This is a genomic window from Pseudothauera rhizosphaerae (assembly GCF_004801305.1).
Lineage (GTDB): Bacteria > Pseudomonadota > Gammaproteobacteria > Burkholderiales > Rhodocyclaceae > Pseudothauera > Pseudothauera rhizosphaerae.
Genome location: NZ_SSOD01000021.1, coordinates 55,951 through 75,917 on the forward strand (window position 1 = coordinate 55,951; position 19,967 = coordinate 75,917).

Below are 19,967 nucleotides of genomic sequence, written 5' to 3' on the forward strand. Positions count from 1 at the left end.
TGTGTCTGAGAGGGTTTGTCATGTCCAACGCCAACCAGCCCACCTATCCGCAGCCGGATCTCGAAGCCTGGCAGAAGGCCGCCGCCAAGCAGGCGCCCGGGGGCGAAGTCGGGAAGCTGAACTGGGTCACTCCGGAAGGGCTGACGGTGAAGCCGCTGTATACGAAGGCTGACACCGCCGACCTGCCGAACGCGGACACGCTGCCCGGCTTCGAGCCCTTCCTGCGCGGCCCGCAGCCGACGATGTACGCGGTCAAGCCCTGGACCATCCGCCAGTACGCGGGCTTTTCCACCGCCGAGGAATCCAACGCCTTCTACCGCAAGGCGCTCGCTGCCGGCGGCCAGGGCGTGTCGGTGGCCTTCGACCTCGCCACCCACCGCGGCTACGACTCCGACAATCCCCGCGTGCTGGGGGACGTGGGCAAGGCCGGCGTGGCGATCGATTCCGTGGAAGACATGAAGATCCTCTTCGACGGCATCCCGCTCGACAAGATTTCCGTTTCCATGACCATGAACGGCGCCGTGCTGCCCATTCTCGCGGGCTACATCATCGCCGCGGAAGAGCAGGGCGTGCCGCAGGACAAGCTGTCCGGGACCATTCAGAACGACATCCTCAAGGAGTTCATGGTCCGCAACACCTACATTTACCCGCCGACGCCGTCGATGAAGATCATCGCCGACATCTTCCAGTACACGTCGGCCCACATGCCCAAGTTCAACAGCATCTCGATCTCGGGCTACCACATCCAGGAAGCGGGAGCGAACCAGGCCATCGAGCTGGCCTTCACGCTGGCCGACGGCCTGGAGTACGTGCGCACCGGCATCGATTCCGGCATGGACGTGGATACCTTCGCCGGGCGGCTGTCGTTCTTCTGGGCGGTGGGCATGAACTTCTACCTGGAGATCGCCAAGATGCGCGCGGCGCGTCTGTTGTGGTGGCGGATCATGAAGCAGTTCAACCCCAAGAGCCCCAAGTCGATGATGCTGCGCACCCACTCGCAGACTTCCGGCTGGTCGCTCACCGAGCAGGACCCGTACAACAACGTCGTGCGCACCACCATCGAGGCCATGGCGGCGGTGTTCGGCGGCACCCAGTCGCTGCACACCAACGCGCTGGACGAAGCGATCGCGCTGCCGACCGAGTTCTCGGCCCGCATCGCGCGCAACACCCAGATCATCATCCAGGAAGAGACCCACATCTGTAACGTGGTCGACCCCTGGGCCGGCTCCTACATGATGGAAAAGCTGACCCAGGACATGGCCGACAAGGCCTGGGCGCTGATCGAGGAGATCGAGGCCATGGGCGGCATGACCCAGGCCGTGGAATCCGGCTGGGCCAAGATGAAGGTGGAGGAGTGCGCCGCCGAGAAGCAGGCGCGCATCGACTCGGGCAAGGACGTGATCGTCGGCGTGAACAAGTACAAGCTGGCGAAGGAAGACCCGATCGAGATCCTCGACATCGACAACCACGCCGTGCGCGAGGCGCAGATCGCCCGCCTCAAGAGCATTCGTTCCACCCGCGACAGCGCTGCGGTGGAAGCCGCGCTGGCCGCACTGACCCGCGCCGCCGAAACCGGCGAGGGCAACTTGCTGGACCTGTCGGTGAAGGCCGTGCGCCTGCGCGCCACCGTGGGCGAAATCTCCGACGCGCTGGAGAAGGTCTTCGGCCGCTACCGCGCCAACCCGCAGGCAGTGTCCGGCGTCTATGGCGCGGTGGTGGAAGACGATGCCGACTGGAAGGCGCTGAAGGCCGAGATCGAGGGCTTCGTCGCCGAGGAAGGGCGCCGCCCGCGCGTGATGATCGCCAAGCTCGGCCAGGACGGCCACGACCGCGGCGCCAAGGTGGTGGCCTCGGCCTTCGCCGACCTGGGTTTCGACATCGACATCGGCCCGCTCTTCCAGACCCCGGAGGAAGCCGCCCGCCACGCGGTCGAGAACGACGTGCACGCGGTCGGCTGCTCCAGCCTCGCCGCCGGCCACAAGACCCTGGTGCCGGCCGTCATCAACGAACTGAAGAAGCTGGGCGCGGACGACATCATCACCTTCGTCGGCGGCGTGATCCCCGTGCAGGACTACGACGCGCTCTACGCCGCCGGTGCCAAGGGCATCTTCGGTCCGGGCACGCCGATCCCGAAGGCCGCGCGGGAAGTGCTCCGGCAGATCCGCGCCGCGAAGGCGGTCTGAGGCCATTGCGGGCATGGGGATTGATCGCAACGCCGTGTGGAGGGATGCCGTGGTGGTACCCCATACCGTTCGCCCTGAGCTTGTCGAAGGGCGCTTTGGGCACGGCGCATGAAACCCTTTTTCGTCTACCTTCTGCGCTGTAGCGACGGCTCGTACTACTGCGGCCAGACCGATGACCTCGAAAACCGCATGCTGCAGCATGAGCGCAGTTCCGTGGGGTATATCGCCACGCGGAAGCCCGTGACGCTTGTCTGGAAAGGCGAGTTCGAGGGGCGCGAGGATGCTATTGCCTTTGAACGGCAGATCAAGGGATGGTCGCGGGCGAAGAAGGAAGCGCTGATCGCGGGAAATTGGGAGAGGGTGAGTGAATTGGCGAAGTCGCGGCAATCGCCCTTCGACAGGCTCAGGGCGAACGGTGGTGGGCAGGTCGGATGATGCGTGAGACGCCGGACTTGCTCTCATCCGCCGACCGCGCCCTGGTCGACGGCGTGCTAGCGCGTCAACTGCGCCCGCTCGCCAAGACCATCACGCTGATAGAATCCCGCCGCGACGACCACCAGGCGCGTGCCCACGCGGTGCTGGAGGCGCTGCTGCCCCACACCGGCGGCGCGATGCGGGTGGGCATCTCCGGCGTGCCGGGGGTGGGCAAATCCACCTTCATCGAGGCGCTGGGGCTCTATCTCATCGAGCAGGGGCTGCGCGTGGCGGTGCTGGCGGTGGACCCTTCGTCCACGCTCACCGGCGGCTCCATCCTGGGCGACAAGACGCGCATGGAGCTGCTCAGCCAGAACCCGGCGGCCTTCATCCGCCCCAGCCCGTCGGCCGGTTCCCTCGGCGGGGTGGCGGAAAAGACGCGGGAGACGCTGCTGGTGTGCGAAGCCGCCGGCTTCGACGTGGTCATCGTCGAGACCGTGGGCGTGGGGCAGAGCGAGACCGCGGTCTCCAACATGACCGACATCTTCTGCCTGCTGCAACTGCCCAACGCCGGCGACGACCTGCAGGGCATCAAGAAGGGCATCATAGAGCTGGCCGACCTGGTGGTGGTGAACAAGGCCGACATCGACCTGGCCGCGGCCACCCGCGCCCAGGCGCAGTTGAAGACCGCGCTGCACATGCTGCGCCCGGCGAGCCCCAACTGGTCGCCGCCGGTGCTGACCCTGTCGGCGCTCCAGAAAAACGGCATCGCCGAGTTCTGGGCCACGGTATGCGACTATCGCGCGGCCATGAGCCGGAGCGGAGAATTCGACGCCAAGCGCCGCCACCAGGCCCAGGCCTGGATGTGGGACCTGATCGACGCGGGCCTGCGCGCCCGCTTCCGCAGCCATCCGCAGGTGCGGGCCGAGCTGCCGGTACTGACCGCGGCGGTCGAGCGCGGCGACACCACGCCCGCGGCCGCGGCGCTGCGGCTGCTGCAGCACCTGAACTGAACATGCAAGGAAACACCTCCGGCGCGCGGCGCGTGCCGGACAACCGGAAACTGTAAGGAGGTCATCAATGCACGACATCATCCGTCAACTGGACGAGAAGCGCGCCGCGGCCCGCCTGGGCGGCGGCCAGAAGCGGATCGGCTCCCAGCATGCCAAGGGCAAGCTCACCGCGCGCGAGCGCATCGAGCTCTTGCTCGACCCCGATTCCTTCGAGGAATGGGACATGTTCAAGGAGCACCGCTGCGTCGACTTCGGCATGGACAAGGCCGAGAAGACGCCCGGCGACGGCGTGGTGACGGGCTACGGCACGATCAACGGCCGCCTGGTGTTCGTGTTCTCGCAGGACTTCACCGTGTTCGGCGGCTCGCTGTCGGAAACCCACGCCGAGAAGATCTGCAAGGTCATGGACCACGCGATGAAGGTCGGCGCGCCGGTGATCGGCCTCAACGACTCGGGCGGCGCCCGCATCCAGGAAGGCGTGGCCTCGCTCGGCGGCTATGCCGACGTGTTCCAGCGCAACGTCATGGCGTCCGGCGTGATCCCGCAGATCTCGATGATCATGGGGCCGTGTGCCGGCGGCGCGGTGTATTCGCCGTCGATGACCGACTTCATCTTCATGGTGAAGGATTCGTCCTACATGTTCGTGACCGGTCCGGAAGTCGTGAAGACCGTGACCCACGAGGACGTCACCGCCGAGGAGCTGGGCGGCGCCATCACCCACACCAGCAAGTCGGGGGTGGCCGACCTGGCCTTCGAGAACGACGTCGAAGCGCTGACCATGCTGCGCCGCTTCATGAACTACCTGCCGTCCTCGAACCGGGAAAAGCCGCCGGTGCAGCCGACCAACGACCCGGCCGAGCGCCAGGACTTCTCGCTGGACACGCTGGTGCCGGACAACGCGAACAAGCCCTATGACATGAAGGAGCTGATCGTCAAGGTGGTGGACGACTGCGACTTCTTCGAACTGCAGCCCGACTACGCCAAGAACATCATCATCGGCCTGGCGCGCATGGACGGCCACCCGGTCGGCATCGTCGCCAACCAGCCGCTGGTGCTGGCCGGCTGCCTGGACATCAAGAGTGCGATCAAGGCCGCGCGCTTCGTGCGCTTCTGCGACGCCTTCAACATTCCGGTCGTCACCTTCGTGGACGTGCCCGGCTTCATGCCCGGCACCGCGCAGGAATACGGCGGCATCATCAAGCACGGCGCCAAGCTGCTCTACGCCTACGCCGAATGCACGGTGCCCAAGGTCACGGTCATCACCCGCAAGGCCTACGGCGGCGCCTACGACGTCATGAGCTCCAAGCACCTGCGCGGCGACGTGAACCTCGCCTGGCCGAGCGCCGAGATCGCGGTGATGGGGCCCAAGGGCGCGGTGGAGATCATCTTCCGCGAAGAAAAGAACGACCCGGAAAAGCTCGCCCAGCGCGAAGCCGAGTACAAGTCCAAGTTCGCCAACCCCTTCGTGGCGGCGAGCCGCGGCTTCATCGACGACGTCGTCATGCCGCACAACACCCGCAAGCGCATCTGCCGCAGCCTGGCGATGCTGGCCGACAAGCAGCTCGACAACCCGTGGCGCAAGCACGGCAACATTCCGCTCTGAGCGCTGGGGAGAGATAACGCAATGTTTACCAAGATTCTCATCGCGAACCGCGGCGAAATCGCCTGCCGCGTCATCAAGACCGCCCGCAAGATGGGCATCCAGACCGTCGCCGTCCATTCGGAAGCCGACAAGGACGCGCTGCACGTGGACCTGGCCGACGAAGCCGTCTGCATCGGCCCGGCAGCTTCCAAGGAATCCTACCTGGTGATGGACAAGATCATCGCCGCGTGCAAGGAAACGGGCGCGCAGGCGGTGCATCCGGGCTACGGCTTCCTGTCGGAGAACGAGGAGTTCTCGCGCCGGCTGGAAGAGGAAGGCATCGTCTTCATCGGCCCGAAGCACTACTCCGTCGCCAAGATGGGCGACAAGATCGAATCCAAGAAGCTCGCCAAGGAAGCCGGCGTCAACACGATCCCCGGCTACAACGACGCCATCGGCGGCCCCGAGCAGGCGGTCGAGATCGCCAAGGGCATCGGCTATCCGGTGATGATCAAGGCCTCGGCCGGCGGCGGCGGCAAGGGCCTGCGCGTCGCCTTCAACGACCAGGAAGCCTTCGAGGGCTTCGCCTCGTGCCAGAGCGAAGCGCGCAACAGCTTCGGCGACGATCGCGTGTTCATCGAGAAGTTCGTCGAGGAACCGCGCCACATCGAAATCCAGGTGCTGGGCGACGCCCACGGCAACACGGTGTACCTGCACGAGCGCGAGTGCTCCATCCAGCGCCGCCACCAGAAGGTGATCGAAGAGGCGCCGTCGCCCTTCATCGATCCGGCCACCCGCAAGGCCATGGGCGAGCAGGCCGTGGCACTGGCCAAGGCGGTGAATTACGAATCCGCCGGCACGGTGGAATTCGTGGTCGGCAAGGACAAGTCGTTCTACTTCCTCGAAATGAACACCCGCCTGCAGGTGGAGCACCCGGTCACCGAACTCATCACCGGGCTGGACCTGGTCGAGCAGATGATCCGCGTCGCCGCCGGCGAAAAGCTTTCCATCAAGCAGGAAGACCTGAAGATCAACGGCTGGGCGATGGAATGCCGTATCAACGCGGAAGACCCCTTCCGCGGCTTCCTGCCCTCCACCGGCCGCCTGGTGCGCTTCCAGCCGCCGGCCGAGGTGGAAGGCCAGGTGCGCGTGGATACCGGCGTCTACGATGGCGGCGAGATTTCCATGTTCTATGATTCGATGATCGCCAAGCTCATCGTGCACGGCGTCACCCGCGACCAGGCCATCGCCCGCATGCGCGACGCGCTCAACGCCTTCGTGATCCGCGGCATCAGCTCCAACATCCCGTTCCAGGCGGCGCTGATGCAGCATCCGCGCTTCTGCTCGGGCAACTTCAACACCGGCTTCATCGCCGAGGAGTTCCCCAAGGGCTTCGACGCCTCCATGGTGCCCCATGACGACCCGGCGCTGCTCGCCGCGGTGGCCGCCTACGTGCACCGCTGCTACATCGACCGCGCCGCCAGCGTGTCCGGCCAGCTGCCGGGCCACGAGCGCATCGTCGGCAACGACTGGGTGGTGATCCGCCTCGGTGCCGACAACCAGAGCGAGCAACTGCTGGTGACGGCCGTGCCCATCGCCGGCGGCTACGCGGTGACGCTGAACGGCGAGACCTACACCATCGAATCCGACTGGCAACTGGGCCAGGCGCTCTTCAACGGCACCTGCAACGGCGAGGAATTCACGCTGCAGGTCGAGCGTCACAGGATGCGCTATCGCCTGTTCCACTGGGGCACCCAGGCCGACTTCCTGGTCATGTCCAAGCGCGCCGCCGAGCTGCAGGGCCTGATGCCGGTGAAGCTGCCGCCCGACCTGTCCAAGTTCCTGCTGTCGCCCATGCCCGGCCTGCTGCGCGAAGTCTCCGTCGTCGAGGGCCAGGAAGTGAAGGCGGGCGAGAAGCTGGCCGTGATCGAGGCGATGAAGATGGAAAACCTGCTGCGCGCCGAGCAGGATGGCAAGGTCAAGAAGATCGTGGTGAAGGCGGGCGCCAGCCTGGCGGTGGACGACGTGATCATCGAGTTCGAGTGATCCGGCACCGCTTCTTCACCCTGTAGTTTTCGTTCGATGGGGAGGGAGATCCGGCGGCTCGTCCGCCGGATACCTGTCGAGGGATGGGCCCGCGCAAGCGGGCCTTTTTTTGTCCACGGCCTGCTGCGGCACGTGCCGGGCGCATATAACTCAAACATCTTTGCGCAAAAATAAATTGTGCAATAAGATGCGGGCACTTCCTTGCTGCCGCAGCGTTCGGCAGCCCTTGCGAGGCGGTAGCGCGCGCGTCCCCCTGCGACCTTTCCTGCGCTGCCCCTAGACGACAGTTTCCAGTTCGCCGAATCCTGCGTGTCGACCCCGTGTGGACCCCGCGCAGGCTTCGCCGTCCGCAGCGGAAACGCAGACACAGGAGAAGCCCATGCGAGCTCAAGCCCAGACCGTCGACCGCAGGTGGTCGATCGCCCAGGTGGGCCAACAGGCCAAATCCGCGCCGTTCAAGGTGTATACCCAGCGCGACCTCGACCGCATCGAACAGTTGTCGCGCCTTTCCCCCGAAGCCCGTTTCGAGATGCGGGTGGTGTCGTCGGTGCTGCCCTTCCGCGTGAACCAGTACGTCATCGACGAACTGATCGACTGGAAGCATGTGCCCGAAGACCCCATCTTCCAGCTCACCTTCCCCCAGCGCGGCATGCTGGCGCCGGCGCACTACGATCGCGTCGCCGCCCTGCTGCGCGGCGGGGCGGACAAGGACGAGATCGCCCGCGCCGTGGACGAAATCCGCCAGGAACTGAACCCCCATCCGGCCGACCAGATGGAGATGAACATGCCGCGGGACGAGGAAGGCCATCGCCTCGACGGCATCCAGCACAAGTACCGCGAGACCGTGCTGTTCTTCCCCAGCCAGGGCCAGACCTGCCACAGTTACTGCACCTTCTGCTTCCGCTGGGCGCAGTTCGTCGGCGACAAGGAGTTGCGCATCGCCAGCTCCGAGGCCGCCGTGCTGCACAATTACCTGCGCACCCACCCGGAAGTCACCGACGTGCTGTTCACCGGCGGCGACCCCATGGTGATGAAGACCGCCCACCTGAAGAGCTACATCGAACCGCTGCTCGCCCCCGAGTTCGACCACATCCGCACGCTCCGCATCGGCACCAAGGCGCTCACCTTCTGGCCGCAGCGCTTCGTCTCGGCCGAGGACGCGGACAAACTGATCAATCTGTTCGAGGCCGTCGTCGAATCCGGCAAGCAGCTTGCCATCATGGCGCACTACAACCACTGGAAGGAACTCGACACCGAGGTCGCCCAGGCCGCCATCCGCCGCGTGCGCGGCACCGGCGCCATGATCCGCGCCCAGGGCCCGCTGATCGCCCACATCAACGACGACCCGGCGGTGTGGGCGCGGCTGTGGCAGAAGGAGGTGGAACTGGGCATCGTGCCCTACTACATGTTCGTGGAGCGGGATACCGGCGCCCGCAACTACTTCGAGGTGCCCCTGGTGCGCGCCTGGGAGATTTACCGCGAAGCCATGCAGAGCGTGTCGGGACTGGCGCGCACCGCGCGCGGCCCCAGCATGTCGGCGAGCCCCGGCAAGGTGGAAATCCAGGGCGTGACCGAGGTGGCGGGCGAGAAGGTCATCGCCCTCCGCTTCATCCAGGGCCGCAACCCGGACTGGGTGCAGCGCCCGTTCTTCGCGAAATACGACGACCAGGCCACCTGGCTCGACCATCTTCGCCCCGCCTTCGGCGAGGAGAAGTGGTTCTGGGAGGACGAGTACGCCACGATCCGCGAGGACAAGCTCGCGAACTGACGCCGTAATTCCGCGCTCTCCCGGTAGGAGCGGGCTTGCCCGCGATTGTGGTGTGGAAGGAAACCGCCGCCGCAATCGCGGGCAAGCCCGCTCCCACATCCACGCATCAGCCCCGGGGGGAGTGCCCCGCCGGCACATTTGTGCGCTCCCTTGTTCGCAGCTAGATTGTCAGAAGAGCGCAGCGCTCGGTGAGGGGGCATCATGCGGCTGGACACGGGCAGGGAAAGTCGGAACGTCGAGGACCGCCGCGGGCGGGGCGTGCACCTGGGCGCCAAGGGGCGCATCGGCATCGGTACCATCGTGCTGGCGCTGGTGGCGATGTATTTCGGCATCGACCCGGGTGTGGTGCTCAATACCGCCCAGGTTCTGCAGCCGGCCTCCGTCCAGGAAGGGCCGGCCGCGCCCCGCAGCGAGGCGGAGAGCGAACTCGCCCGCTTTGCCTCCATCGTGCTGGCCGATACGGAGGACACCTGGAGCGCCATCTTCCGCGCCGGCGGCGCCCAGTACCGCGAACCGCGCCTGGTGCTGTTCACCGGTGCCACGCAGAGCGGCTGCGGCGTGGGGCAGGCGGAAATGGGGCCGTTCTACTGTCCGCTCGACCAGAAGGTTTACCTGGACCTCGCCTTCTTCGACGATCTGCGCGACCGCTTCCGCGCCCCGGGCGATTTCGCCCAGGCCTACGTGATCGCCCACGAAGTCGGCCACCACGTGCAGAACCTGCTCGGGATCTCGGAGAAGGTGCACGCCGCCCGCCAGCGCGTGTCCGAGCGGGAAGCCAACCGGCTTTCCGTGCGCCAGGAACTGCAGGCCGACTGCTTCGCCGGGGTGTGGGCCCACCACGCCCACCGCAGCCGCCAGATCATCGAGTCCGGCGACGTGGAAGAAGCGCTGGGCGCCGCCTCCGCGGTGGGCGACGACAGCATCCAGCGCAGCACCCAGGGCCGCATCGTGCCGGACAGCTTTACCCACGGCAGCGCCGCGCAGCGCGTGCGCTGGTTCCGGATAGGACTGGAAAAGGGCGACCTGCGCGCCTGCGACACCTTCAGCGTGGCGGTGAACCCCTGAGCGGGGCGGCCTCATTGGCGTGGGTGGCGAGCCAGTCGATGAACACCCGGAACTTGGGCGCCAGATAACGGTTGGGGGGATACAGGAGATAGGCCGTTCCCTTGTAGGCGGCTTCGAACTCCCATTCCGGTAGCAAGGGCACGATCCGGCCCTTCTCGATAGCTTCCGCGGCGACGAAATGGGGCAGGCAACCGATCCCCAGGTGATTCAGCACGCCCTCCAGACGCATTTCACTGTGGTTCGTCACGTAGCGTCCGCGCACCGTAACCACCTTGGTTTTACCGCCACGGCGGAACTTCCACTGATTGTCTAACGTGCGTTCGCCCAGATACAGGCAATCGTGTGCGGCCAGATCCTCGGGGCCGAGTGGGGTGCCGCGCTCCGCAAGGTATGTAGGCGTTGCACACAGAACCTGACGGACTTTCATCAAGGGTCGCGCTGCGAGGCCATCTGGTGGCGTGTCGGTGATCCTCACGATGAGGTCCACTGCATCGTCGAACGGATCAACCGACCTGTCGGTGACGACAAGTTGGACGCTGACTTCGGGATATGCCGCGAGAAATGGCCCTACCAGCGGATGAATGACCCGTCGTCCGAAAGCGCGCGGAACGCTCATGCGGACCAAGCCTTGCGGTGACTGCCGATATGCGCTAGCGCCTTCGATCGCGGCTCGTGCGCCCTCCATCATCGCCCGACAGTGCGCAAGCACCGACACGCCTGCGTCGCTGAGCCGCAGCTTGCGGGTCGTGCGTTCCAGTAGCCGGACGCCCATCGCCTGTTCGAGATGGGAAATCCGTCGGCTGACCGCCGATGGCGTCATGCCGAGATCGTGGGCTGCGGCGGAGAAGCTTTGCCGCTCGGCCACTCTAGCGAAGATAGCCATGTCCGGCAGCAGCAGATGCAAGTTGCCAGTGTTATTCATTCCGTCTGAGAACAAAAGAATTGCGCTGAAAGGGGATTGTACTATCCGGATGGCGTAAAGAAAATCCACATTGGAAGGGAACCTCTGAACAACGCCGCGTAAAGCGCGGCCAGGCGCTCAATTCATCATGAAACTGGCGAATCCGTCCTTTTTTACCGCGCGAGAGCCTGTTTTTTTGGCTTTGACGCGGCGTCGCACGCGACATTTGCGTGCGGCGGACGGATTACACCCCCTGCGGCATCAACTGCCGCCTTGCGATATACAGATTGATCAACGCGAACAGCCCGACGATCTGGCTGCTGTTCTTCGCCAGGCCGTGGTATCGCACCTTGATGTAGCCGAACTGGCGTTTGAGGACGCGGAAGGGATGCTCGATGCGACTGCGAACCTTGGCCGCGACCCGGTTGAAGAACGCCTTTCCCATCCCCGGATCGGACAGCGCAAACCACTGCTGCAGGCACCACACGCGCAGCATCTTCGCCAGATCAATCGGCGGCCGGCCGCCCTTCGGCCCCGTTTTCTGGTTGGTGGTCTTCTTCTTGGCCGAGTACGCCGCGGAGGCGAAGGTCAGTTGCTTCATGCTCATGGTGTTCGTGGTCAGGGACGGCGGTACGACATGCGGGCGGTTGGATCATTCACTGGTTTTTCAGAGGCTCCCTAAGAGGGAACTAACTTCGAGGTAATGAAATGGCAAAACGTATCGACTTGTTTTCAACCCCGATCGCCGCCCCTCTCATGGAACGCATCGAAGCGAAATCCATCGAGATGAAAAATCATCGTGTATTCGGCTTGCTCCACACCATCGACGATCTGCATACATTTATGTCATGGCACGTTTTTGCAGTGTGGGATTTCATGTCGCTGGTCAAGCGGCTCCAGATCGAGTTCACGTCACTCAACCTGCCTTGGACACCGCCACGCAACCCTGAAACAGCGCGGCTCATCAACGAAATCGTTCTCGGTGAAGAAACAGACGTCGCACCACCCTCCAGTCATCTGAGCCATTACGAATTGTATATCGCAGCGATGGAAGAGGTTGGAGCCTGCGCGCTTCAGATCACGACTTTCACCGATCTGTTAGCAGCCAACATGCCTATCTCAGATGCACTCAAACTAATAAATGCGCCAGCGGCAATACGTGAATTCGTCACCTCCACCGTCAATCTCGCCACCAAAGGCAGCGTCGAACAGGTTCTCGGTAGCTTCGTGTTTGGCCGGGAGGATGCGATTCCGGAAATGTTTCAAAGCCTCCTGCGTACCTGGAAGATCGATAAAGAAGCCGCTCCGACCTTTGTCTTTTATCTGCAACGCCACATTCAGCTTGATGCCGACGAACATGCTCCCGCTGCCATGCGGATGCTCGCGGACCAAGTCGCAGGGGACACCGGACGTCTGGTCGCTCTGCTCGAAGCGGCTATTGCTGCCATTAAGCAGCGTATCAAGCTGTGGGACTCCCTTGCTGAAACACTCGAAAGCCAACGCTCCCCCCACCAAGAACTGGCTGAAGGCGTCTAACGCGAACGCAGGAGAACACTCATGGAGCTGAACATGCCGATTCTTTTCCCACGGTCCCCTGCCATTGCCGACCACTACCGTGATCCGGATGTCCTTGCCAACCTGCATCGTCAGCTCAAGGCCAAAGACTTCGTGAAGCTACCGGATTTCTTGTTGCCTTCCGCCTACGACGTAGTCGCCCAGAATCTTGAATACCTACATAGCCAGCGTATCCGCAAGGAATTCGTCATGCCCGGCTTCAACACTGAGCGACGGATGTCCGTTGTCGGTGGTAAGCGTGTGACAGATTTGTCACTGCAGCTAATCGCACTCTATGGAAATCACGATCTCCGCCGGACCATTTCCACCATCATTGGCGCGCACATTCATACTGTATGCCATGAAGAGGAATTCATGGTGGTCAACTTCCTCGACGGTGAAGCCGACACCCACGGCTGGCATACCGACGATCCCGAATATGCGCTGATTCTGATTACCGAGTCCCCCGGTGAAAATGGCGGAGGCGAGCTGGAGTATATACCCGATTGGCACAACTTCTGCACCAATAACGGTTTGGATCCGGTTTCCAAAATCAACACAGCAATCGAACTGGCATTCAGCCTTGGCCTGGCGGAATCATCCAAGTTGGCCGCCGGTGATTGCTACCTTCTCAATGCAAGCAACGCACTTCATCGCGTTACGCCGATCATCGGCAATGGCCGCCGTAAGGCATTGAACATGGCCTTCGACACACGACGTTTCCGCCATTACGGCGAAACCGCCTACCTCTTGTACGCAAGCTGACCTATGCTAACTCCCTCAACAGATCCCAAATATGCTGACCTTGATGGCCGCATCGCACTGATCACCGGCGGGGCCGGCGGCATCGGGCGCGCGACGTGCCAAGTCCTCGCGGAGCAGGGTGCGCACGTCGTTGTCGCCGATATTGATGATATCGGCGGTACGGCGCTGGTTAGCCAAATAAACTACCTTGGCCAAAAAGCCAGTTTTGTACGAATGGACGTCGTCGATGCTGCTTCTGTTACCACGGGAAGCGAGACCGTTCTTGAAATGCATGAACGTATCGACATCCTGATCAACTGCGCTGGCGTTATTAGACGTGCAAATGTTGTTGATTTGACTGAGGACGAGTGGGACAGGGTGATCAATATCAACCTGAAATCCGTCTATCTCAGTGCGCGCGCAATCATTCCTAGCATGAAGCGCCAAAGCCACGGTGTCATTATCAATGTCGCTTCGGGATGGGGACTGACAGGTGGTGTCAATGCCGTGGCTTATTGTGCCGCCAAAGGTGGTGTTGTCCAGATCACCAAGGCGATGGCGGTCGATCACGGCAAAGACCATATCCGCGTGAATTGCGTTTGCCCAGGGGACACTGATACCCCGATGCTGCAATCGGAAGCCTTGCAACTCGGTCTGCCGCACTATGCCTTGATACGCGACGGCTGTCACCGCCCGCTCGGGCGAGTCGGCAATCCACGGGAAATCGCATCTGTCATCGCCTTCCTGGCATCCAACGCATCCTCGTTCATGACTGGTGCTGCTGTTGTCGTGGATGGCGGCGGACTGGCCGGATCAATGTGAGTGCATAACATGCACCTCATCGTTACCCGTGATCACTCTGCTGCGGTCGAGCGTATCCGCCGCAACGCCAGAATCCACTTCGGCAAGGAGCCGGTCTATAAGGGATCGTCATTACCGGAATTGCTTTCCTCCATGCCGATCCTGAACAAAGATGACTTGATCTTGTACGGGGAGCGCCACGCTGACCAATATCTCAGCGAGGCAATCCTCTTCAGTGAGACATCGGGCACCACCTCAATTCCCTTGCAGACCCCCCGCAGCAAGTTGGACCTGGGTTGGAACGTCATCAACCAGATTAGCGCCTACAAGGCACTGGTCCGGCCCGGCATCGACCGCGTCGCACTACTGCACCCGTCCGTCCTCAGCCCTTTTGTGGAAGGGGCAGCGCTAGCGCTCCAAAACCTCGGCGTCGGATATGTTCGTATCTTTCCGATTCCCGGCGTTTGCGAATACCGGCGGATCTATGACGTCCTTCAGCGCTACCGCATCACTGCCATCATGTCGACGCCAGCACTGGTGTACAAACTCCTATACGAACTCAAATCCGTCGGGAACGGGGCGCTCCCGAGGTCGCTCAAGACGATTCTTGCCACCGGTGAGCGCTTCCGTCCTGAAAGCGCGCGCAACATGGAGCGCATAATCGGTCCGGGAAGCATGGCGATTCCTTTCGTCTATGGTTCCAGCGAGACGGCAGTAATCATGATTGGCAATCCTGATTGCTCATACCGTCCCGTTACGGAAGATTTCGTCTTTGAGATTCTGAGTACAGGCGCCGCTTCCCCGGACCATATTCGCGGCAACCTGTTGGTCACTTGGCTTCGAGAAGGTATGTTGCCGATTCTCCGCTACGACACCGGTGACACATTCACGGCCAGCCGCGTCGGAACGGAAGAAGACTACGTGTTCCGTTTCGAAGGGCGGACCGCCCCTGGCAGCATGGATATCCAAGAGCAAAATACAGTTGAGTCGGCCCTCTACAGCCTGTCCGTTCCGATCTTCCATTTTGAATGTTCGGTAGCCTCATCGAGACGGCAACTCCGTTGCATCGTCATAACCGAGCCTAGCGCCCAACTGTCGGCAGACGAAGTTGAAACAGCCTTGACGTTTGCCCTGAACAAGGACTGGCAGCTGCACGTCGAAATCAACCCGGCGACCCACTCGTTCCTGAATTTTTCTCCGTTTCCAAAGATCAGGAGATTCAAAATTGCTTGAAAAGAAAATTTCGGTACTGAACGGCGTCGCCATCGCCATCTCCATGGTAGTCGGTTCGGGGCTTTTCGGGCTCCCTGGGCTGGCTATTAAGGCGACCGACCCCGTTACCGCCCTGATCGGCTGGGGCGTCATCATTTTGATGATGCCAACGCTCATCTACGTGTTCTCCTACCTCGGGCAGCGTTATCCATCCACCGATGGCGTGTCGCTTTATGCCAGTCTGGGGCTCGGACAATGGTCCAAGAAAGGCATCATGCTGGTTACCTGTGGCACCCTCGTCGTCGGTATGCCAGCCTTCTTCCTTGTAGGAGGGAGCTATATCGCTAGGCTGCTTGAATTGGACCTTTCTTCTTGGGCAACTCCTTGCGCCATCATCCTTGCCATTATTACGACAGCGATCAATGTCGCGGGGGTCGATAAGCTCGGTTGGGTGAACAAATCGGTCGTCGTCGTGGTATTGGTTACCGCTACTCTGATCTCGGTCCAGTCACTGCCGATGGCGATAAGTCAGTATTCCGGCATTCAGGCAGAGGCGTTCGATCACGTGTCCGCGCCGGGAATCTGGATGGCTGCATCCATTGTTTTCTGGGCCTTCCAAGGCTGGGAAAACCTAACTTTCGGATTCGGTGAGATTGAAAACCCAAAACGCAACATTCCACTGATTTACTGGCTTAGTTTCTTCTTTGTTGCGCTTATCTATGGTGTATTTTCGGCCGTCGTTTCCGCTGCGGCCCTCAAAGGCATGGATGTCGCCAGCCTGGCCGGGGTCGCCGGATTGCTCCCTAACACATTGATCGGCAAAACCATGTTGATTGTGATGGTGCTGATTCTCGTCGCCAACGCCAACTCGTGGGTATTTGGCTGCTCGCGCGCCTTCTATTCCGCAGCACGCACTGGTGTATTGCCGCAACGCATTACAAAAACCAACGCCAAGGGTATTCCGGCCAACAGCTTGATTTACGCATTGATCGCCTACATTGCCGTAATCATCGTCATGTGGCGCTTCAGTATTAGCGAGCAGTTCTGCTTCCTGATGACCACACAGGGCTTCATTCTGCTTTATGGAGCCGCCATCCTTGCCTTCATGAAACTATCGAGCGGCTTCATTAACCGTGCGATCGGGTTATTGGCGATCAGTTGCTGGAGTTTTCTGATGCACGGATTCGGCTGGATGATCGTATACCCTTTCAGTTTACTGCTCATCGGTACAGTCATGGATTTGCGCTCACAAAAGCAAACCGGCCTCACCCAGTCAAGAACCCGCGAAATCTAACATCTAGGAGCAACATTATGGGACATTGGATTATGGTCGATTTGGCAATCGTGCTGCTCTATGGATTGCAACACACTCTACTGACAACCAAGTTGGCGGTGGCGATATACAAAAAAATTCTTCCGGAATATACTTGGAACTTTGTTTATAGTGCGATATCCGTCGCTACCCTGGTCTTCGGCTTTCAGTACTGGGAAGCGTCCGGCGAGTACCTCTTCTATTTCACTCCTGGGTCCTTGGCCTACCATGCGAGTGTTATTCTGCTGTCACTCTCGCTTTTCTTCTTTTTCTATTGCTTCAAGTTCACAACTTCATTCTGGCAGTGGCTGGGCGTCAAGCAGATCGCCATGAAAGTCCTCGGTCGCGAAGCGCCGGTTTACTACCGCCTGCGTAACGAAGGTATCAAGCGCTACATCCGCTTCCCGCACCATACCTGCCTGATTTTCTTCTTCTGGCTGCATCCTGTAATGACGCTCGACACGCTCTTGCTTGCGATATCGGCAACCATCTATCTGTATGTCGGTACCTATCATCAGGATTTGCGAGGGCTCCGCATCATTGGTGAGGAATGGGCTAACTACCGTAAGGAAACGGGGCTTCTCTTCCCAGGACCGAAGGTTTTTCGTCGATTCCTGGCTGACCTTCGCATGCGCCGCCCCGCTACCGGCGAAGCCTAACAGGTCGACGCAAAAGCGCCGGATACTGCGCCGACCAAGGGGTTCAGATTGATCGTCACGGTGACTTCGTTGCAAGAATTGGATTTTCAATCCACTCTGCATTGCCCAAGCGGTTTGCCTGAGGCACGTCGCCGCGCCTTTCGGTCGTCGTCCGGTTCATGCTGTCACCGCTGGATTGTATGGGGGTCAGTGTCATATCGACTGGAGAGAAACCATCGTGCCTGCCGGCGCGTGTCCGTCCTGCTTCGGTAGTGCGCAAGCGGAAGGAGCGCTATGTGACGGCCAGTGAAGAGCTTCGCTAAGGAACCTCTGAACAACGCCGCGTAAAGCGCGGCCAGGCGCTCAATTCATCATGAAACTGGCGAATCCGTCCTTTTTTACCGCGCGAGAGCCTGATTTTTTGGCTTTGACGCGGCGCCGCACGCGACATTTGCGTGCGGCGGACGGATTACACCCCCTGCGGCATCAACTGCCGCCTTGCGATATACAGATTGATCAACGCGAACAGCCCGATGATCTGGCTGCTGTTCTTCGCCAGGCCGTGGTATCGCACCTTGATGTAGCCGAACTGGCGTTTGAGGACGCGGAAGGGATGCTCGACGCGACTGCGAACCTTGGCCGCGACCCGGTTGAAGAGCGCCTCGGCTTCACTCTGCGTGATACCGGCGGTGCGCCGGATCGCCGCGCCGTCGAGCGCACCGATGCGTTCGATGGTTTGATGAACGCGGGGATAGTCGCAACCGCGGTCACCGAAGACGCGCTCTTCCTGCCCGTGCAGCAACTGCTCGGCCTCGGCGCAATCGGCAACCTTCGCCGTGCTCATGCGCACGGTGTGGATCAGTCCGCTCTTGTTGTCGGCGCCGATATGAACCTTCATGCCGAAGTGCCAGATGTCGCCCTTCTTGGTCGGCGTCATCTCCAGGTCATGCTTGCCTTCAGCGTTCTTGGTCGAAGGTGGCGCGGCGATCAGGATGGCATCGACCCGCGTGCCGGACTTGAGCAGCAGCCCCTTCGCTTCGAGCAACTCGCGCACCAATGCAAACATCCGATCGGTCAGCTTGTGCGTCTCGAGCAATCGGCGGAAGTTGAGAATCGTGGTCTCGTCGGGGATCGCGTCCTCGCCCAGCTCGAACCCGGCAAAGCGGCGCATCGACTCCATGTCGTAGAGCGCCTCTCCCATCCCCGGATCGGACAGCGCAAACCATTGCTGCAGACACCACACGCGCAGCATCCTTGCCAGACCAATCGGCGGCCGGCCGCCCTTCGGCCCCGTTTTCTGGTTGGTGGTCTTCTTCTTGGCCGAGTACGCCGCGGAGGCGAAGGTCAGTTGCTTCATGCTCATGGTGTTCGTGGTCAGGGGCGGCGGTACGAGATGCGGGTGGCTGGACCATTCACTGGTTTTTCAGAGGCTCCGAAGTTGGCCGCCAATTTTTTAAAGTCACTGCAACAGTTCGACGATATCGAAACTAGGAGGGCAAATGAACGGAAGTAGAAAAATCCGCAGTTTGGATGATCTCGCGATAGTCGCTGATCGTTGTGACCACATACTGACAATGTTTAGCGGTGGCCTGGATAGTTCTTATGTGCTACAGGCGCTTGCCGGCCACCGTTGTCGGGTTACAGCACTATCCGTCGACATAGGTGATGGAGCAAATCGACAGGATATGGCTGCTATAGCTGAACAGTTTGGTGTCGAGCTTCATATTGTTGATGCCAAACGGGAGTTTTCAGAAGACGCTGTATTGCCTGCGATTTATGCAAACGCACGATACCTAGGTATCTATCCAATAAGCTCTTCTTTGTCGCGCCCAATAATCGCAAGACAGGCCGTGGAGTTGGCCAAGGCGTTGTGTTGTGATGCGATCGTGCATACCGCAAATCAGTCTCATAATAGTCTGAGAAGACTAAATGGAGCCATAGAGCAATGTGGATACAAGGGGTATTTTGGGACTCCGTATGAATATACTGCCATTTCGCGTACCGACAAAATAGAGGTTCTTAACAGAATCGGTCTTTCCTCTTTCAGTGCCCGCGGGATAAGTGGTGACGCAAATCTGTGGTGCAGGGAGTTTGAGTCCGGAAACCTAGATGATCCCGAGTTCTTCAAAGTACCAGATTCTCTTTTTAGTTGGACGGCTGAAAGGGCTGAAGGTGAGAGAGAAATTTCTATTGTATTCAGTGAGGGGCGTCCGGTAGAAGTAACCGGCGAGAAGATGGGCTTGGTCGATTTGATCGGATATCTCAACAATGCTGTCGGCGCTTTCAAAATTGGACGATACTGTGGTCTAGAGCACTTGGAAGGTGGCGAAAAAGTACTTGAAGTCAGAGAGGCTCCTGCGGCACATATTCTGATGGATGCATACCGTCATCTCGAGACCGCGACGATTGACGCTGAACTGCTGCGTATAAAGCTTGGAATTGAAGGGCTTTGGGTGCGTGAGGCCATAGAAGGACGTTGGTTCGGTGCAACTCATCGCGCGCTTAGCGCGTTCATTGCGATGACGGCACGAGAGGTCAGTGGAGAAGTTGTTTATCGGCTACGCGCTGGCGCTGCCGACGTGCGCTCTATAAGAGCCCTCACTCCTCTTTATATTAGAGATCGCGACAAATGGGAGAAGACCGCTGCTCTTGAACGTGCCAGCCGCAGTCTACACGACTATGCTCGTTCTGAAGGTTATCAAGCCCGCGTGTCCATATTGACCTAGGAGAACAG

The 19,967-nt window shown here is 60.8% G+C and carries 16 protein-coding genes and 1 pseudogene; 14 read left to right on the forward strand and 3 right to left on the reverse strand.

Translation table 11 applies throughout. From position 1 onward, the window contains the following. The first annotated feature begins 20 nt into the window (after positions 1-20). From scpA to ypfJ, 7 genes are all read left to right on the forward strand, one after another. Positions 21-2,183 carry a methylmalonyl-CoA mutase gene (gene scpA / locus E6O51_RS19705; RefSeq protein WP_136386729.1) on the forward strand — a complete coding sequence of 721 codons (2,163 nt, stop codon included), beginning with the start codon at positions 21-23 and terminating at the stop codon, positions 2,181-2,183. 108 nt (positions 2,184-2,291) lie between these two features. Next, a complete protein-coding gene (locus E6O51_RS19710) occupies positions 2,292-2,618 on the forward strand; it encodes a GIY-YIG nuclease family protein (RefSeq protein ID WP_136386730.1) in 327 nt (108 codons plus the stop codon). A 17-nt stretch (positions 2,619-2,635) separates the two neighbouring features. Further along, positions 2,636-3,610, forward strand: coding sequence for a methylmalonyl Co-A mutase-associated GTPase MeaB (gene meaB, locus E6O51_RS19715; protein WP_230976863.1), 975 nt, complete (start codon positions 2,636-2,638; stop codon positions 3,608-3,610). Positions 3,611-3,677: 67 nt separating this feature from the next. Beyond that, positions 3,678-5,213: an acyl-CoA carboxylase subunit beta gene (locus tag E6O51_RS19720; protein WP_136386732.1), complete on the forward strand. Its 1,536-nt coding sequence runs from the start codon at positions 3,678-3,680 to the stop codon at positions 5,211-5,213. 21 nt (positions 5,214-5,234) lie between these two features. Beyond that, positions 5,235-7,238 carry an acetyl-CoA carboxylase biotin carboxylase subunit gene (gene accC / locus E6O51_RS19725; RefSeq protein ID WP_136386733.1) on the forward strand — a complete coding sequence of 668 codons (2,004 nt, stop codon included), beginning with the start codon at positions 5,235-5,237 and terminating at the stop codon, positions 7,236-7,238. A 379-nt stretch (positions 7,239-7,617) separates the two neighbouring features. Further along, positions 7,618-9,006 (forward strand): KamA family radical SAM protein, encoded by a 1,389-nt coding sequence (locus E6O51_RS19730; RefSeq protein ID WP_211091472.1) that lies wholly within the window; start codon positions 7,618-7,620, stop codon positions 9,004-9,006. Positions 9,007-9,207: 201 nt separating this feature from the next. Next, positions 9,208-10,071 carry a KPN_02809 family neutral zinc metallopeptidase gene (ypfJ, locus tag E6O51_RS19735; RefSeq protein WP_136386734.1) on the forward strand — a complete coding sequence of 288 codons (864 nt, stop codon included), beginning with the start codon at positions 9,208-9,210 and terminating at the stop codon, positions 10,069-10,071. On the opposite strand, the gene E6O51_RS19740 is transcribed toward ypfJ, so the two are convergent. After that, positions 10,049-10,975: a LysR family transcriptional regulator gene (locus tag E6O51_RS19740; protein ID WP_211091473.1), complete on the reverse strand. Its 927-nt coding sequence runs from the start codon at positions 10,973-10,975 to the stop codon at positions 10,049-10,051. The two genes, ypfJ and E6O51_RS19740, sit on opposite strands and share 23 nt — an antisense overlap. A gap of 241 nt (positions 10,976-11,216) precedes the next feature. Then, positions 11,217-11,396: pseudogene (locus E6O51_RS22350) on the reverse strand (transposase); the annotation flags it as partial. Positions 11,397-11,680: 284 nt separating this feature from the next. Here E6O51_RS22350 and E6O51_RS19750 point away from each other — a divergent pair. Genes E6O51_RS19750 through E6O51_RS19775 form a run of 6 tightly spaced genes read left to right on the forward strand, consistent with a single transcriptional unit; the run spans position 11,681 to position 17,254 of the window. Next, positions 11,681-12,508 (forward strand): DUF3050 domain-containing protein, encoded by an 828-nt coding sequence (locus E6O51_RS19750; RefSeq protein WP_136386737.1) that lies wholly within the window; start codon positions 11,681-11,683, stop codon positions 12,506-12,508. Between the two features lie 21 nt (positions 12,509-12,529). After that, positions 12,530-13,291: a HalD/BesD family halogenase gene (locus E6O51_RS19755; RefSeq protein WP_136386738.1), complete on the forward strand. Its 762-nt coding sequence runs from the start codon at positions 12,530-12,532 to the stop codon at positions 13,289-13,291. A gap of 3 nt (positions 13,292-13,294) precedes the next feature. Then, positions 13,295-14,092, forward strand: coding sequence for an SDR family NAD(P)-dependent oxidoreductase (locus E6O51_RS19760; RefSeq protein ID WP_136386739.1), 798 nt, complete (start codon positions 13,295-13,297; stop codon positions 14,090-14,092). Positions 14,093-14,101: 9 nt separating this feature from the next. Further along, positions 14,102-15,304: an AMP-binding protein gene (locus E6O51_RS19765; RefSeq protein WP_136386740.1), complete on the forward strand. Its 1,203-nt coding sequence runs from the start codon at positions 14,102-14,104 to the stop codon at positions 15,302-15,304. Beyond that, entirely contained in the window at positions 15,297-16,577 is a 1,281-nt protein-coding gene (locus tag E6O51_RS19770; RefSeq protein WP_136386741.1) for an APC family permease, read from the forward strand. The genes E6O51_RS19765 and E6O51_RS19770 overlap by 8 nt, the downstream gene beginning before the upstream one ends. A 17-nt stretch (positions 16,578-16,594) precedes the next feature. Beyond that, positions 16,595-17,254 carry a hypothetical protein gene (locus tag E6O51_RS19775; protein ID WP_136386742.1) on the forward strand — a complete coding sequence of 220 codons (660 nt, stop codon included), beginning with the start codon at positions 16,595-16,597 and terminating at the stop codon, positions 17,252-17,254. Positions 17,255-17,702: 448 nt separating this feature from the next. On the opposite strand, the gene E6O51_RS19780 is transcribed toward E6O51_RS19775, so the two are convergent. Then, the gene (locus E6O51_RS19780) at positions 17,703-18,590 is read right to left on the reverse strand and encodes an IS5 family transposase (protein WP_136386743.1); all 888 of its coding nucleotides are present in this window, start codon (positions 18,588-18,590) and stop codon (positions 17,703-17,705) included. Positions 18,591-18,732: 142 nt separating this feature from the next. On the opposite strand from E6O51_RS19780, the gene E6O51_RS19785 reads away from it, so the two are divergent. Continuing rightward, entirely contained in the window at positions 18,733-19,959 is a 1,227-nt protein-coding gene (locus E6O51_RS19785) for an argininosuccinate synthase-related protein (protein WP_136386744.1), read from the forward strand. Positions 19,960-19,967 lie beyond the last annotated feature (8 nt).

Bases quoted from the DNA above. Each gene is read 5' to 3' on its own strand.
- scpA (WP_136386729.1), top strand. From the start codon at position 21: ATGTCCAACGCCAACCAGCCCACCTATCCGCAGCCGGATCTCGAAGCC.
- E6O51_RS19710 (WP_136386730.1), top strand. From the start codon at position 2,292: ATGAAACCCTTTTTCGTCTACCTTCTGCGCTGTAGCGACGGCTCGTAC.
- E6O51_RS19720 (WP_136386732.1), top strand. From the start codon at position 3,678: ATGCACGACATCATCCGTCAACTGGACGAGAAGCGCGCCGCGGCCCGC.
- accC (WP_136386733.1), top strand. From the start codon at position 5,235: ATGTTTACCAAGATTCTCATCGCGAACCGCGGCGAAATCGCCTGCCGC.
- E6O51_RS19730 (WP_211091472.1), top strand. From the start codon at position 7,618: ATGCGAGCTCAAGCCCAGACCGTCGACCGCAGGTGGTCGATCGCCCAG.
- ypfJ (WP_136386734.1), top strand. From the start codon at position 9,208: ATGCGGCTGGACACGGGCAGGGAAAGTCGGAACGTCGAGGACCGCCGC.
- E6O51_RS19750 (WP_136386737.1), top strand. From the start codon at position 11,681: ATGGCAAAACGTATCGACTTGTTTTCAACCCCGATCGCCGCCCCTCTC.
- E6O51_RS19755 (WP_136386738.1), top strand. From the start codon at position 12,530: ATGGAGCTGAACATGCCGATTCTTTTCCCACGGTCCCCTGCCATTGCC.
- E6O51_RS19760 (WP_136386739.1), top strand. From the start codon at position 13,295: ATGCTAACTCCCTCAACAGATCCCAAATATGCTGACCTTGATGGCCGC.
- E6O51_RS19765 (WP_136386740.1), top strand. From the start codon at position 14,102: ATGCACCTCATCGTTACCCGTGATCACTCTGCTGCGGTCGAGCGTATC.
- E6O51_RS19775 (WP_136386742.1), top strand. From the start codon at position 16,595: ATGGGACATTGGATTATGGTCGATTTGGCAATCGTGCTGCTCTATGGA.
- E6O51_RS19780 (WP_136386743.1), bottom strand. From the start codon at position 18,590: ATGAAGCAACTGACCTTCGCCTCCGCGGCGTACTCGGCCAAGAAGAAG.
- E6O51_RS19785 (WP_136386744.1), top strand. From the start codon at position 18,733: ATGAACGGAAGTAGAAAAATCCGCAGTTTGGATGATCTCGCGATAGTC.